Source organism: Microbacterium sp. ET2 (assembly GCF_030347395.1).
Taxonomy (GTDB): Bacteria; Actinomycetota; Actinomycetes; order Actinomycetales; family Microbacteriaceae; genus Microbacterium; species Microbacterium albipurpureum.
On sequence record NZ_CP128170.1, the window covers coordinates 2,566,440 to 2,580,437 of the forward strand.

General features: G+C 71.1%; 12 protein-coding genes and 2 pseudogenes. 8 read left to right on the forward strand and 6 right to left on the reverse strand.

The annotated features are described in order from the left end of the window. Positions 1-56 precede the first annotated feature (56 nt). Complete coding sequence (locus tag QSU92_RS12515; protein ID WP_289262358.1) at positions 57-713, reverse strand: TetR/AcrR family transcriptional regulator; 657 nt, start codon at positions 711-713, stop codon at positions 57-59. 49 nt (positions 714-762) lie between these two features. Between QSU92_RS12515 and QSU92_RS12520 the strand changes: the two genes are divergently transcribed. Next, a complete protein-coding gene (locus QSU92_RS12520; protein ID WP_289262361.1) occupies positions 763-2,049 on the forward strand; it encodes a glycosyltransferase in 1,287 nt (428 codons plus the stop codon). A gap of 42 nt (positions 2,050-2,091) precedes the next feature. Here QSU92_RS12520 and QSU92_RS12525 read toward each other — a convergent pair whose 3' ends face one another. Beyond that, positions 2,092-2,547, reverse strand: a complete 456-nt coding sequence (locus QSU92_RS12525) for a BphX family protein (RefSeq protein ID WP_289262363.1) — start codon at positions 2,545-2,547, stop codon at positions 2,092-2,094. A 91-nt stretch (positions 2,548-2,638) separates the two neighbouring features. On the opposite strand from QSU92_RS12525, the gene QSU92_RS12530 reads away from it, so the two are divergent. The 7 genes and pseudogenes from QSU92_RS12530 (at position 2,639) to QSU92_RS12560 (ending at position 9,787) form a co-directional block, all read left to right on the forward strand. Further along, positions 2,639-3,145, forward strand: a complete 507-nt coding sequence (locus QSU92_RS12530; protein ID WP_289262365.1) for a hypothetical protein — start codon at positions 2,639-2,641, stop codon at positions 3,143-3,145. A gap of 323 nt (positions 3,146-3,468) precedes the next feature. Then, on the forward strand, positions 3,469-3,681 hold the full coding sequence (locus QSU92_RS12535; protein WP_289262367.1) for a hypothetical protein: 213 nt from the start codon (positions 3,469-3,471) through the stop codon (positions 3,679-3,681). Positions 3,682-3,758: 77 nt separating this feature from the next. After that, positions 3,759-3,971, forward strand: a complete 213-nt coding sequence (locus QSU92_RS12540; protein WP_289262369.1) for a heavy-metal-associated domain-containing protein — start codon at positions 3,759-3,761, stop codon at positions 3,969-3,971. A gap of 1 nt (position 3,972) precedes the next feature. Further along, entirely contained in the window at positions 3,973-4,893 is a 921-nt protein-coding gene (locus QSU92_RS12545) for a heavy-metal-associated domain-containing protein (protein WP_289262371.1), read from the forward strand. Between the two features lie 50 nt (positions 4,894-4,943). Further along, the gene (locus QSU92_RS12550; RefSeq protein WP_289265896.1) at positions 4,944-7,187 is read left to right on the forward strand and encodes a heavy metal translocating P-type ATPase; all 2,244 of its coding nucleotides are present in this window, start codon (positions 4,944-4,946) and stop codon (positions 7,185-7,187) included. A gap of 32 nt (positions 7,188-7,219) precedes the next feature. After that, positions 7,220-9,445, forward strand: a complete 2,226-nt coding sequence (locus QSU92_RS12555) for a heavy metal translocating P-type ATPase (protein WP_289262373.1) — start codon at positions 7,220-7,222, stop codon at positions 9,443-9,445. After that, positions 9,442-9,787, forward strand: a pseudogene (locus QSU92_RS12560) (metal-sensitive transcriptional regulator). Before QSU92_RS12555 ends, QSU92_RS12560 begins: the two are co-directional and overlap by 4 nt. 382 nt (positions 9,788-10,169) lie before the next feature. Here QSU92_RS12560 and QSU92_RS12565 read toward each other — a convergent pair. The 4 genes and pseudogenes from QSU92_RS12565 to QSU92_RS12580 all read right to left on the reverse strand — a co-directional run bounded on the left by QSU92_RS12565 (position 10,170) and on the right by QSU92_RS12580 (position 13,951). Continuing rightward, positions 10,170-10,863 (reverse strand): annotated as a pseudogene (locus tag QSU92_RS12565) (response regulator). A gap of 29 nt (positions 10,864-10,892) precedes the next feature. Beyond that, positions 10,893-12,056, reverse strand: coding sequence for a histidine kinase (locus tag QSU92_RS12570; RefSeq protein WP_289262377.1), 1,164 nt, complete (start codon positions 12,054-12,056; stop codon positions 10,893-10,895). A gap of 141 nt (positions 12,057-12,197) precedes the next feature. Further along, positions 12,198-13,043, reverse strand: coding sequence for an ABC transporter permease (locus tag QSU92_RS12575; protein WP_289262379.1), 846 nt, complete (start codon positions 13,041-13,043; stop codon positions 12,198-12,200). Further along, positions 13,040-13,951, reverse strand: coding sequence for an ABC transporter ATP-binding protein (locus QSU92_RS12580; RefSeq protein ID WP_289262380.1), 912 nt, complete (start codon positions 13,949-13,951; stop codon positions 13,040-13,042). The genes QSU92_RS12575 and QSU92_RS12580 overlap by 4 nt, the downstream gene beginning before the upstream one ends. Positions 13,952-13,998 lie beyond the last annotated feature (47 nt).

Genomic DNA, 13,998 nt, shown 5'->3' on the forward strand with positions numbered 1-13,998 from the left:
ATTCTGCGGGCCGGGTCGGACACGGGGGAGGAGGTTGCGTGGCGACGAGGGATGTGTCAGTGGGTCTCACCGGCGGCAGGTGGCGCCCAGCCGTCGAGAAGGCGGCGGAGCGTGTTCTCGAGCCAGTCGCGATATCTCCGCTCGCTCCACCCCGAGCGGGTGACGAAGAAGGCATATGTCTCGGGACCGACGAGATAGTTGAGCTCGTCGGTCGCCTGCTCGACGGCGTCGCTCTGCAGGAGGCCCCGACCGACGAGCCACCGAGCGGCCAGTCCGATATCGGCGCGCCGGCGCGCGTCGAGGTCGGCGACGACCTCCGCAGCGGCCTGGTCGGTCTCGCCTGCGACACCCATCGCGCGGACGAGCCCCGCCGTGCGTGCGTTCGCCTGGGCCACGTAGTCGAGCCACCCACGGATCGCATCGGCCGCGTCGGCGCGCGCCATGATCTCCGCCATCGCCGGGCGCTCACTCAAGCTGTGGCGCCCTTCGTCGCCGGCGAACGCCCTTTCGAACGCAGCGATGAGCAGCGCCGACTTCGGCCCGGCGAGGTGCACGGACTGCACCGACACGCCCGCTCGTTCGGCGATCCCCTTCATCGTCGTGGCGACGTAGCCGACCTCGGTGAAGGACTCGGCCGCGGCGTCGACGATCGCCGCACGCGTACGCGCGGCGTCGGCCTGCCGACGCGGTGACGAATAGCTTCGCGGTGTCACATCACCCTCAGATATGGTTGGACTCAGAATCTAACGAATCGAGGCAGCCGTGGCCACCTACCTTCTCGCCGCGAACCCCATCCACGGCCACGTCGGCCCGATCGTACAGGTGGCAGGTCATCTCGCCCGCGAGGGGCACCAGGTCATCGTGCTGACAGGAAGCCGGTTTCAGGGGAAGGTCGAGTCCGCCGGTGCCGGGTTCGTCGCCCTTGCCGGCCGTGCCGACTACGACGACCGGGATCAGGACTCCTACCTTCCCGACCGCGCCCGATACCGGGGCGTGAAGCGGGCGGAATACGACATCCGCACCATCTTCGTCGAGACGATCCCCGATCAGTACAGAGGGATCCGCGAGGCGATCGCGGATGTCGGTCCCGACGCCGTTCTGGTCGACGGCGCCTTCGCCGGTGTGCTGCCCCTGATCTCGCAGACGACCCGACGCCCACCGGTGCTCGGCCTCGGTGTCACTCCGCTCACCCAGTCGTCTCGGGTGCTCGGACCGCACGGGATGGCGCTGCCGCCCGCCGGGGGAGCGCTGGGGCGAATGAGGTACGCGGGATTGAACGCCTTCGCCCAGGGTGTGGTCTTCCGACCCACCCAGCGGGCCGGCGTCCGAGCATTCGCGGCCACCGGCGGCCGGCTGAAAGGCTTCATCCTCGACGCGTCCCGTCACTTCGACAGGTTCCTGCAGACCGGGACGGCGAGCATGGAGTACCCGCGCCCCGACCTGGCGTCGAACACCCACTTCGTCGGCGTCCTGCCGCAGGAGGAGACGCGCGGTGCGGCGCCCGAGTGGTGGGATGAGCTCGACGGATCCCGGTCGATCGTGCACGTGACGCAGGGCACGATCGACAATCGCGATTTCACCCGGCTCGTGCGGCCCACGCTCGACGCTCTCGCCGATCGCGACGTCCTCGTCGTGGTCACGGCGGGCGGTCGGCCGGCTGAGTGGGTCGGTCCGGTGCCGGCCAACGCACGTGTCGCCGCCTACCTTTCGTACCGAGACTTCCTTCCCCGCGCCGACATCTTCATCACCAACGGGGGATACGGCGGAGTGCAGGCCGCCCTCGCGGCCGGCGTTCCCGTGATCGTGGCGGGCGACACTGAGGACAAACCCGAAGTCGCCGCCCGCGTCGCGTGGACGGGGGCGGGCGTGAATCTGCGAACCGGTACACCCGATGCGGCTTCGATCGCGCGCGCCGTGGACTCGGTTCTGGAGCACCCGTCATACCGCGACAACGCCCGCCGCATCGCGCGGGATGCGGCGGGCATGGACTCTCTGGCGGAGATCAGCGGTCACCTCGCCGACGCGACGGTGATGCGACCGGTTCGGTGAGGCGGAGGACGTCGGGGACTGCGCGGCGCGCGGTGGCCCCGGTCAGTGGGTCGGCGCCAGGGGGCGCGCCGTACTGCGGCGGCCGACTCCCGCGTCGTCACGAGAAGCCGCCCGCAGTGCGAACAGCCCGGTGATGATGATCGTCGCGTGCAGGGCAATGAACCCGAGCATGGCGCCCAGCGGGTATCCCGCGGCGATCATGTAGATGTCGTCGAGGATGCCTCGGATCGCCGACAGCGCGATCGCCAGCCACGCGAGCGTGCGGCTCGGGCGCGGACGGAACGACGTGGCCACGAGGAACGCGCCCAGCACCAGCAGGTCGAGACTGAACAGCAGCGTGTAGTCGAGGAAGCCTCGGTAGGCCGTGCCGCCGATGGGCGCGTCCCACCCGGGAACGCTCAGCTCCAATCGAGCGGCGTTCAGCGCGGGGAGCCACAGGATGCCCAGGACGATGTTGACGAGGCCGACGGAGCGGAACCACCATCTCAATGAAGTCATAGAGTCATCATCTATTCGTTAGAGGCATGTGTCAATGAATATCTCATTCACAGGGCTGGCACGTTTTCCTCCGGTCGCATAGCATCGCCGGATGCCCCAGGCGCTGCGCCGATCCTTCACCGGCAGTGCCGTCGCGGTTGCCGCGGTCCTCTTCGCCGGGTGCGCGCCGGGCGCGCCGGAGCCTGACGCTCTCACCGCCACGCCGACGCCCTCGGCCACAGCTTCGGCGAGTCCGTCCCCGACGCCCGACCCGTGGGCGGGTCACTTCGACGAGCAGGCCCGCGCGGAGTCGACGCAGTTCCAGGCGCAGTTCTGGGGCTCGTTCGGTGACCCGGGCGGTGTCGCCGTCGTCCGCAACGAGGATCAGAGGCTGCCGGCCGGCGCGTACGACATCGAGATCGAATGCGCCGGAGCGCCGTCGCTGGACGCGGCTATCAGCGACCTCGCCGGCGGCGCTCTGGTCGAGCCCCTCTCCCTGACGTGTCCTTCGTCCGCCACCGTCCCGGTCGCCCTCAGCGAACCCGGCGCGACGTTCGTCCTCGACAGCCGAGGAGAGGTCGGCGCGTACCTGATCCGCATCGCGTCGCCGGAGTCGTAGGGGCCCGCGGAGCGCGGATCCGACTCCCCTCCGCCGAGAAACCACAATTCGGCCCAGACACCACGGTCAAGGTGGGGTCTCGGCGCGGGACTGGTTTCTCGGCGAAGGTGTGGCGCGGCGCGGCGCGGGGCCGGGTGGGGCGGATGCGGCGACCCGCCGTGATCGCGGCGAGCCGCCCAGTCAGGGGCGGTGGTTCGTCGCGATGAGGGTGGCTCGCGGACGGCGCAGGGTCGAGCGCGCCGGCGGGGCAGGCCTCAGCGCGCCCCCATCCGCCGAGAAACCGTAATCCGGCCCAGACACCACGGTCGGGGTGCGGTTTCGGCGTGGGACTGGTTTCTCGGCGAAGGCGGCGCGGTGCGGGTGGGGCGGATGCCGCCCGCAGCACGGCGGGACGTTGGACCCGCCCGCTGGCGGCGGGGGATGTCGCAGGGGCGCGGCGCGCGGGTGTGGCCGTCTCCGGCGAGGTGGCGCTGCTCATGCAGCTGCTCGGTGTGCTCGACCGAGGGGATCTGGACTTCAGCATCGTGGTGCCGTAGGTGGTCGACGGCCTCCGCGTATACGTCTGGGGGGTATGGTGGTTCTGACATACCCCCTGGATGTATCGAGGAGCGCCATGAGCACCACCACCGAGTACACCGTCACCGGCATGACCTGCGGGCACTGCGAGATGTCGGTCCGCGAAGAGGTCGGCGAGATCGCGGGACTGACCGTCGTAGACGTGTCCGCCCAGGCCGGAAAGCTCGTCGTCTCGGCGGAGACTCCCGTCGACGACGCCGCGGTCATCGCCGCCGTGGAAGAGGCCGGCTACCAGGCGGCGCGCGCCTGACATGAACGCCCCGGTTCGTCTCGGCCTCTACGCCGGAGGGCTCGCGCTGGTGTTCGGCGCGTCCTTCGGCGTGGCGGCGCTCGTCGCGCCCGACGCGCCGTCGTCGGCGGCCGAGACGGCTGAGGGAGCCCCCGGTTCCCACGCCGAGGCACCGCATTCCGGCCCAGACACCGCTCCCCCCGGGGTGTCTGGGCTCGAAAGCGGTGTCTCGACGGAGAGCGGGGGTGCCGTCACCGGCGTCACCGCCAGCGACCGGGGTTACACCCTGTCGGCGGTGGACGCTCCCGCGGAGACCGGCGACGCCGGAACGCTGTCGTTCGAGATCACCGGGCCCGACGGCGACGCCGTCACCGAGTACGACGTCGCGCACGAGAAGGACCTCCACCTCATCGTCGTCCGCACCGACGGCGCCGAGTTCCGTCACGAGCACCCGACCCTGGGTGCGGATGGCAGCTGGACGATCCCCTGGACCTGGGATGCCGCGGGCGGCTACCGCCTGTACGCCGACTTCGTGCCGAGCGAGCTCGGTGAGGGTCTCACGCTCACCGGTTCGCTGTTCGTGGAAGGTGCCGTCGAGGCAACGGCGCCTGCGTCGGAGACGACCGCGTCCGCGGGGCCCTATCAGGTGGAGATGACCGGAGGCCTCACGGCGGGCGCATCGTCAACCGTCGGCTTCGCCGTCACCCGCGACGGGGAGCCGGTCGAGCTCGAGCCGTACCTCGGCGCCGACGGCCACCTCGTGGCGCTTCGCGAAGGCGATCTGGCCTACCTGCACGTGCATCCCGAACACGCCGACGGGCACGAGCCGGGCACCGTGTCGTTCGCCGCCGAGGTCCCGAGCGCGGGCGCGTACCTGCTGTACCTCGACGTGCAGATCGACGGCGTCGTGCACACCGCAGCGTTCCGAATGGAGGCGTCGTGACCACCGTGCAGCCCGGATCCACCGAGCGCGTCGAGCTCGAGATCGGCGGCATGACGTGCGCGTCGTGCGCCAACCGCATCGAGCGCAAGCTCAACAAGCTCGACGGCGTGACGGCGAGCGTGAACTACGCCACCGAGATGGCGCACGTCGACGTGCCCGCGGGCACCGATCCGGCTTCGCTCATCGCCGAGATCGAGAAGACCGGCTACACCGCCGCGCTCCCTGCGCCGCCCGAGCCCGACCCGGCGGCCGCGCCGACCGAGGGGCGTGACGACCCCGAACTGCGGTCGCTGCGGCACAGGTTGATCGGCAGCGTCATCCTCGGGGTTCCCGTCATCCTGCTCTCGATGATCCCCGCCCTGCAGTTCACGTATTGGCAGTGGGCGGCGCTCACGCTCGCCGCGCCCGTCGTGGTGTGGGCGGCGTGGCCGTTCCACCGTGCGGCGGGGCTCAACCTCCGCCACGGCGCCGCGACGATGGACACCCTCATCTCGGTGGGCGTCACGGCGGCGTTCCTCTGGTCGCTGTGGGCGCTGTTCTTCGGCACCGCCGGTGAGCCCGGCATGATCCACCCCTTCACGCTCGCCATCGCGCCGAGCGACGGGTCGGCGAACATCTACCTCGAGGTCGCCGCGGGCGTGACGATGTTCGTGCTCGCGGGGCGATACTTCGAAAAGCGCGCGAAGCGCCGGGCCGGTGCGGCGATGCGGGCCCTGCTCGATATGGGGGCGAAGGATGTCGCGGTGCGCCGTGGCGCGAGCGAGGTGCGCATTCCGATCGGCGACCTCCGCGTCGGCGACGAGTTCATCGTGCGCCCGGGGGAGAAGATCGCCACCGACGGCGTGATCGTCGAGGGGCGAAGCGCCGTGGACGCCTCGATGCTCACGGGCGAATCGGTGCCCGTCGAGGTGACGCTCGGCGACACCGTCGTCGGTGCGACCGTCAACGCCGGCGGGCGGCTCGTCGTGCGTGCCACCCGCATCGGCGCCGACACGCAGCTCGCGCAGATGGCGAGGCTCGTCGACGAGGCCCAGTCGGGAAAGGCGGAGGTGCAGCGCCTGGCCGACCGGATCTCGGGCGTCTTCGTGCCCGTCGTCATCGCCATCGCGGTCGGCGTGCTGGGCGCGTGGCTCGGCGCCGGCTTCGGCGCGGAGGCGGCATTCACCGCGGCCGTCGCCGTGCTGATCATCGCCTGCCCCTGCGCGCTCGGCCTCGCCACGCCCACCGCGCTGCTCGTGGGGACGGGCCGCGGCGCGCAGCTGGGCATCCTCATCAAGGGACCCGAGGTGCTCGAGCAGACGCGCCGCGTCGACACCATCGTGCTCGACAAGACCGGCACGGTGACGAGCGGACGGATGACGCTGACCGGCGTCGTCGCCACGGCGGGCGTCTCGGACGACGAGCTACTCCGCCTCGCGGGGGCTGTCGAGGATGCGTCGGAGCATCCGATCGCACGTGCTGTTGCTTCGGCGGCGCGCGAGCGGTTCGGCGACCTGCTGGCCGTCGCTTCGTTCCAGAACCTCGAGGGGCGCGGTGTGCACGGCATCGTCGACGGACACCTTGTGGTCGTCGGGCGTGCGTCGCTGCTGGCGGAGTGGGCCGTGCCCGTCGACGACGCGCTCGCCGCGGCCGTGCGTGAAGCCGAAGGCGGGGGTGCGACCGCGGTGATCGTGGGGTGGGATGGCGCAGCCCGCGGCATCCTCACCGTCTCGGATCAGGTGAAGCCGACGAGCGCCGAGGCAGTCGCGGCCTTCCGCCGACTCGGACTCACGCCGGTGCTGCTCACGGGCGACAACGACACCGTCGCGCGGCGGGTGGCCGCCGAGGTCGGCATCGACGAGGTCATCGCCGAGGTGCTGCCCGCCGGGAAGGTCGAGGTCGTGAAGCGCCTGCAGGGCGAGGGACGCGTGGTCGCGATGGTGGGCGACGGCGTGAACGACGCCGCCGCGCTGGCGCAGGCCGACCTGGGCCTGGCGATGGGGACGGGGACGGATGTCGCGATCGAGGCCTCCGACCTCACGCTCGTCTCGGGGGACCTGCGCGCGGCGGCGGACGCGATCCGCCTGTCGCGGCGGACCCTCGGGGTCATCAAGGGCAACCTCTTCTGGGCATTCGCGTACAACGTCGCGGCGATCCCACTCGCGGCGCTCGGGCTTCTCAACCCCATGCTCGCCGGAGCGGCGATGGCGTTCTCGAGCGTGTTCGTGGTGAGCAACAGCCTGCGGCTGCGCAGATTCCGATCGGATTTCCGCGGTTCGGCGGAATACGCAGCAATACCCGGCCGTTCTTCCTAGTACCCCCTAGGGGTATCCGAGAGGAGAGAAGCATGGACCACCGCACCGATCCTCGCCCCGATCGCGAGGGTGCACACGCCGCACCCGACGCTGCCGTCGCGACGCGCCACGATGCGCACGGCGGCCACGATGCGCGCGCCGGCCACGATGCGCACGGCGGCCACGATGCGCACGGCGGCCACGCGTCTCATTCCGGCCACGGCGGTCACGGATCCCATGGCGGCCACGCGGGGCACGGCGATCACGTCGGGCAGTTCCGACGCCTGTTCTGGTGGAACCTGGTCCTCGCCGTCCCCGTCATCGTCTTCTCGGGCATGTTCGCCATGCTCCTGGGCTACTCCCTGCCCGACCAGCCCTGGGTGACGTGGATCTCGCCGATCCTCGGCACGGTCATGTACGTGTGGGGCGGCCGCCCGTTCCTCACCGGTGCGGTCAGCGAGCTGCGCTCGCGCAAGCCCGGGATGATGCTCCTCATCGCTCTGGCGATCACGGTCGCGTTCGTCGCATCCTGGGGGTCGAGTCTCGGCATCCTCGATCACGAACTGGACTTCTGGTGGGAGCTCGCGCTCCTCATCGTCATCATGCTGCTCGGCCATTGGATCGAGATGCGCTCGCTCGCGCAGACGACCTCGGCACTCGACTCGCTCGCCGCGCTGCTCCCCGATGAGGCCGAGCGCGTCGAGGGCGACCAGACGGTGACCGTCGCGCCGAGCGACCTGCGGGTCGGCGACGTCGTCGTCGTGCGACCCGGCGGACGCGTACCCGCCGACGGCCGTGTCGTTGCGGGGTCGGCGAGCATCGACGAGTCGATGATCACGGGGGAGTCGAAGCCCGTGCGCCGCGAGGTCGGCGACGCGGTGGTCGCGGGCACGGTCGCGACCGACTCCGGAATCCGCGTCGAGATCACCGCTGTCGGCGACGACACCGCCCTCGCCGGCATCCAGCGGCTCGTCACCGACGCGCAGAACTCCTCCTCGCGCGCGCAGCGCATCGCCGACCGCGCAGCCGCTCTGCTGTTCTGGTTCGCACTCGGCGCCGCAGCGCTGACGATGCTGGTCTGGACACTCGTCGGCAACGTCGACCAGGGCGTCATCCTCACGATCACGGTGCTCGTGATCGCCTGCCCCCACGCTCTGGGCCTCGCGATTCCGCTCGTCGTCTCGATCGCGACCGAGCGCGCCGCGCGCGGCGGCGTGCTGGTGAAGGACCGCCTCGCCCTCGAGCAGATGCGCACCGTCGACACGGTCCTGTTCGACAAGACCGGCACCCTCACCGAGGGCCGCCCGGCGGTCACCGCGATCGAGCCGGCCGCCGGATACGACGAGAACCGCGTCCTCGCGCTCGCCGCCGCGGCCGAGGCCGACTCGGAGCACCCGCTGGCGAAGGCCATCGTGCAGAAGGCTGCTGATCCTGGGGTCGCGGTGCCCGCGGCATCCGACTTCGACTCCTCGCCCGCGGTCGGCGTCACCGCCACCGTGGAGGGCGTGCGGGTGCGGGTCGGTGGGCCGAACCTCCTCGCCGAGGAGAATGCCGCCGAGCTCGACGTCGCCGATCGCTGGCGCGCCGATGGCGCGATCATCCTGCACGTCGTCGCCGACGGGGCCGTGATCGGCGCGCTCCGCCTCGCCGACGCCGTGCGCCACGAATCGCGCGAGACCGTCGAGGCGCTGCACCGGCTCGGCGTGCAGGTCGTCATGATCACCGGCGACGCGGAGGCGGTCGCCCGTTCGGTCGCCGACGAGCTCGGCATCGACCGGGTCTTCGCCGGCGTGCGCCCCGAAGACAAGAGCGCCAAGGTTCAGGAGCTGCAGCGTGAGGGCCGCAAGGTCGCGATGGTCGGCGACGGCGTCAACGACGCCCCCGCGCTCGCGCAGGCTGATGTCGGCATCGCGATCGGTGCGGGGACGGATGTCGCGATCGCGTCGGCGGGCGTCATCCTCGCCTCCGACGACCCGCGCTCGGTGCTCTCCGTCATTCAGCTCTCGCGCGCCAGCTACCGAAAGATGCAGCAGAACCTGTGGTGGGCGGCCGGCTACAACCTCATCTCGGTGCCGCTCGCCGCGGGCGTGCTCGCGCCGATCGGGTTCGTGCTTCCGATGTCGGTGGGTGCGATCCTGATGTCGCTGTCGACGATCGTCGTCGCCCTGAACGCCCAGCTGCTGCGGCGCCTCGACCTGCGGCCCGAGGCCAGCGCGGAGGCGCTGCTTGGCGGCATCCCTGCTTCTGAAGAGAATCGTTCCGAGAGGATCACATCATGACCGACATCGCCTCGCCGGAGACCGGACACGAGCACGGGACGGATGCCACGCACGCCGGCCCCCACGGATACATCAGCGACAAGCACCGCTACCTCACCCGCCTGCGGCGGGTGGAGGGGCAGGTGCGGGGGATTCAGCGGATGGTCGAGGAGGAGCAGTACTGCATCGACATCCTCACCCAGATCTCGGCGCTGAGACTCAGCGCTCGAGAACGTGGCGCTGGGCCTCCTCGACGATCACCTGAAGCACTGCGTCGTCGACGCGGCGACGCGCGGGGGCGACGAGGCGGCGGTGAAGCTCAAGGAGGCGTCCGACGCCATCGCGCGGCTCGTGAAGGCCTGACGCGCCCGCTTCGCGGTCGCGACTCGCACCCGCGTGGCGCCGCCAGCGCCCGCGACCCGTCAGTATGTGCGGTCCGCGCGCGGCCAGCGCCCGCGACCCGTCAAGAATTGCGGACCGCGCGAGGCGCGAGCGACGTTTTGTGACGGGTCGCGCTGGCGGCCGCGGCCCGGGGCCCGTTGTGGAGCGCGGCCCGCGCTCGCGACCCGTCAGTATGTGCGGTCCGCGCGCGGCGCGAGCGACGTTTTGTGACGGGTCGTACCCGGGCTGCGACCCGAACCCGTGGCGCGGCCAGCGCCCGCGACCCGTCAGTATGTGCGGTCCGCGCGCGGCGCGAGCGACGTTTTGTGACGGGTCGTGCCCGCGAAGCCCCGCGCGACACATCTCAGTCGGCGTCCGGGCGACCCTTCGGAGCCAGCAGACGGTGCTCGTAGGCGTAGATCACGAGATGTACCCGGTCACGGGCGTCGAGCTTGGTCAGCAGCCGACCGACGTGGGTCTTGACCGTCGATTCGGCGACGAGCCTGCCGCGCGGCGATTTCCGCGTTGCTCAGTCCTTCGCCGATGGCGGTCAGCACCTCGCGTTCCCGCGGGGTCAGCGACAGTGCGTCCTCCGACGGCTCGGGCACCCGAGCCGGAACCTCCTGGCCGAACAGCTCGAGCATCCGGCGCGTGATGCGGGGGGCCAGCGCCGCGTCCCCGGCGTGGACCGCCCGGATCGCCGCGAGAAGATCGGCGGGGCGGGCGTCCTTCAGCATGAAGCCGCTCGCCCCCGCGCGGATCGCGGCGAAGGCGTGCTCGTCGAGATCGAACGTGGTGAGGATCAGCACCCGCGGGGCCTGGGGGGCGGACACGATCGACGCGGTTGCGGCGATGCCGTCCACCCGCGGCATCCGCACATCCATGAGGATGACGTCCACCCTCCGCCCTCTCGCCAGCTCGATCGCCTCGTGACCATCGGATGCCTCGCCGACCACGTCGATGTCGGGTTCGGCTTCGAGCACCATGCGCAGGCCCGCACGGACGAGCGCCTGGTCGTCGGCGATCGCGACTCGGATGGGGTCGCGGTCCGCGGTCATCAGGGTGGTGTCGATCATCTCGTTCACCGTCAGGTTCCGTCCGGTCGCTCGGGCGAGGGAAGGGCGACGCGGATGCGCCAGCCGCTGAATCCGCGGGGCCCCGCATCGAGGGTGCCGCCGTACACCGCGACCCGCTCGCGCATGCCGATCAGGCCGCGACCGCCGGTGTCGCTCGCCCCTGTCGCGCTGTCCGCCCGGCGGGATGCGTCACCGTCGTCGACCACCTCGACCCTCACCTCACCGTCGGCCTGCTCGATCGTGACATCCACGTGTCGCGCCGACGGCGCATGGCGGAGGACGTTGGTGAGGGCCTCCTGCACGATCCGGTAGACGGTCAGCTGCAGATTGGGGTCGGCGATCGCCGCGCCCGCGGTCTTGAGCGTCACCGGCAATCCTGCGGCGCGGAATCCCTCGAGCAGCTCGGGCATCGCCGATGTTCCGGGCTGCGGTGCTCGCCCGTCGACGGTTTCGGTGCCCGGCTCGGTGAGCACACCGAGCATGCGGCGCATCTCGAGGAGCGCGTCGCGTCCGGCATCAGCGACCAGTCGCATCCCCTCGGCGGCCCGCCCCGGATCTCGGCCGGCCGTTGCCGCGCTCCCCTCAGCGAGGGTCACCATCACCGTCAGGCTGTGTGAGACGACGTCGTGCATCTCGCGGGCGATCCGCGCGCGTTCGACCGCTGTCGCCAGCTGAGCCTGCCGGTCGCGCTCGCGGGCGAGGTCGCCCACCCGGGCGATGAGCGCCTCGAGATAGCGGCGACGATTGCCCACGGTGACGCCGATGAGGGTGCCGAGGAGCGCGGTGACGACCGCTTCGGCCATGGCGAAGGGGAAGAACGCCGATTCCCCCAAGAGCGGGCTCGGTTGGAGGAGGGATGCCACGAACGCGGCCGCCCCGCCGACCCCGGCCGAGATGGCGAAGCCGATCCAGGCGGAGCGGGTGGAGCGGTAGACGGCGAGTGCGTACAGGCCGATGGCGATGGCGAAGACGTTGACCGCTTCCAGCGGGTAGACCAGCAGCGTGGTCACCCACGCCGCAGCGACGAGCACCCAGGGCCTGCTCCGCCGCCAGACGATCATGATGGCCGCGGTCGCAGCGACGAGGAGGACGCGCGCGATCGTCACCCACAGGGGCACCGGTCCGACGGGCGCGGCGAGCACCAGCGACCCGAGGACGGGAATGAGGTAGACCACGGCGACGAGCGCGTCGACCAGTCGCGGATGCCGGGCCCAGAACCGTCGGATGACGCCGGGTGGTCGGGGCAGGCGCAGCTCTCCCCGGCCGCCGTGACCGGACGGTCGGGGGAGAGCTGAGCGGACGCCATGGCGTCGACGTTACGCGTCGCGGGTGCGCAGCAGGATGGCCGCCGCTGCGGTGGGGACCGCGACCCAGAGGCCGGTGACCAGCAGGTTCAGCCACATCCCGAGTGCCTCGCCTTCCGGTGCGAGGGCGGCGGAGGTGTAGATCCCCGTGCCGGCGGAGGAGAGCAGGTACGGGACGGCGTCGCGCGCCCAGTCCGCCGGCACGAGGCCGAGGATCGTGGGAAGGATCAGCAGAACCCCCACGACCACCGCGATCCCGCCGGCGCTGCTGCGGATGAGCGTGCCGACCGCGAGGGCGAACAGCGAAACCATCGCGAGGTAGAGCGCGGCGCCGAGAAGCGGCCAGAAGATGCCCGGGTCGGTGATGGGTGCGGCGATATCGTCCTGCGAGAGCAGGAGGGATGCCACGAGATACCCGGCGACGTTCGCCACCAGCCCCACGGCGAACGTGAGGGTGAACAGCACGATGCCCTTCGCCGCGAGCGCGGAGATCCGGCCGGGCACCGCCAGGAAGGTCGATCGGACCATGCCGGTGGTGTACTCGCCACTGATCACCAGGACACCGAGGATGCCTGCGATGAGCTGACCGAAGGCGACGCCCGCCACGGCGGCCCCGACGATGGTCTGCACCGGGTCCGCCCCGGGCGCTTCGGCCGCCACGCCCTCGGGGATGTTGAGCAGGGCGACGGCGACGAGGGCGGAGAGTCCGACCGAGATCGCGATGAGGAGTGCGTACGACCAGACGGTCGAGCGCAGGCTGCGCAGCTTGATCCATTCGGCGCGAAGGGTGCCGGGGAAGGTGAGGCGTGCGTCGCCGAGGTCGTCGGTTCGGGAGTCGAGTATCGTCGTGGTGGTCATCGGACCGCCTCCGTTCGGTATTCCACCGCATCCGCGGTGAGGTCCATGTATGCCTCCTCGAGCGACGCGCTGAGGGGGGTCAGTTCGTGGATGACCAGGCCATGCTGGGCGGCCAGATCGCCCACGGCCGGGGCTTCCACCCCGGTGATCTCGAGCAGACCGGCCTCGGCCCCGGTGATCGTGACGTCGGGAGCTGCCACGAGCTCCGCGAGGCGGCTCGCCTGGGGCGAACGGACTCGCACCCGCGGGCCGGTGCCGCCGGCGATGATGTCGGCGACCGGTGCGTCGGCGATGATCTTGCCCTTGCCGAGCACGATGAGGTGGTCGGCGGTCAGCGCCATCTCGCTCATCAGGTGCGAGGAGAGGAACACCGTCCGCCCCTCGGCGGCGAGGTGCTTCACGAGCCGGCGCACCCAGAGGACGCCCTCGGGGTCGAGGCCGTTCACCGGCTCGTCGAGGATGATCGTCGCGGGGTCGCCGAGGAGCGCCGCCGCGATGCCGAGGCGTTGCCCCATTCCGAGGGAGAAACCCCCGACGCGGCGGCGGGCGACGGATTCGAGTCCGGTCAGCTCGATGACCTCCCGCACGCGCTTCGCGCCGATCCGGTGGGTGGCCGCCATGGCGCGGAGGTGGTTCTCGGCGGTGCGTCCACTGTGGACGGCCTTGGCGTCGAGGAGGGCTCCGACTTCGCGGAGCGGGGCGCGGTGCCCCGCATACGGGCGACCGTTGACCGTGACCGATCCGGCGGTCGGGCGATCGAGGCCGACGATCATGCGCATCGTGGTGGACTTGCCGGCGCCGTTCGGACCGAGGAACCCCGTGACCTGGCCGGCGTGGACGGTGAAGTCCACGGTGTCGACGGCGGTTTTGGCGCCGTATCTCTTCGTGAGGCCTTCTGCACTGATCATGCGCTTCACGCTACGGACGACGTCGCGCCGCCACATCCATCCGCAGC

What these genes read in the sequence shown, in the direction of transcription:
- QSU92_RS12575 (WP_289262379.1), bottom strand. Translation starts at nt 13,043, where the DNA reads ATGACCACCACGACGATACTCGACTCCCGAACCGACGACCTCGGCGAC.
- QSU92_RS12550 (WP_289265896.1), top strand. Translation starts at nt 4,944, where the DNA reads ATGACGTGCGCGTCGTGCGCCAACCGCATCGAGCGCAAGCTCAACAAG.
- QSU92_RS12525 (WP_289262363.1), bottom strand. Translation starts at nt 2,547, where the DNA reads ATGACTTCATTGAGATGGTGGTTCCGCTCCGTCGGCCTCGTCAACATC.
- QSU92_RS12555 (WP_289262373.1), top strand. Translation starts at nt 7,220, where the DNA reads ATGGACCACCGCACCGATCCTCGCCCCGATCGCGAGGGTGCACACGCC.
- QSU92_RS12580 (WP_289262380.1), bottom strand. Translation starts at nt 13,951, where the DNA reads ATGATCAGTGCAGAAGGCCTCACGAAGAGATACGGCGCCAAAACCGCC.
- QSU92_RS12530 (WP_289262365.1), top strand. Translation starts at nt 2,639, where the DNA reads ATGCCCCAGGCGCTGCGCCGATCCTTCACCGGCAGTGCCGTCGCGGTT.
- QSU92_RS12545 (WP_289262371.1), top strand. Translation starts at nt 3,973, where the DNA reads ATGAACGCCCCGGTTCGTCTCGGCCTCTACGCCGGAGGGCTCGCGCTG.
- QSU92_RS12540 (WP_289262369.1), top strand. Translation starts at nt 3,759, where the DNA reads ATGAGCACCACCACCGAGTACACCGTCACCGGCATGACCTGCGGGCAC.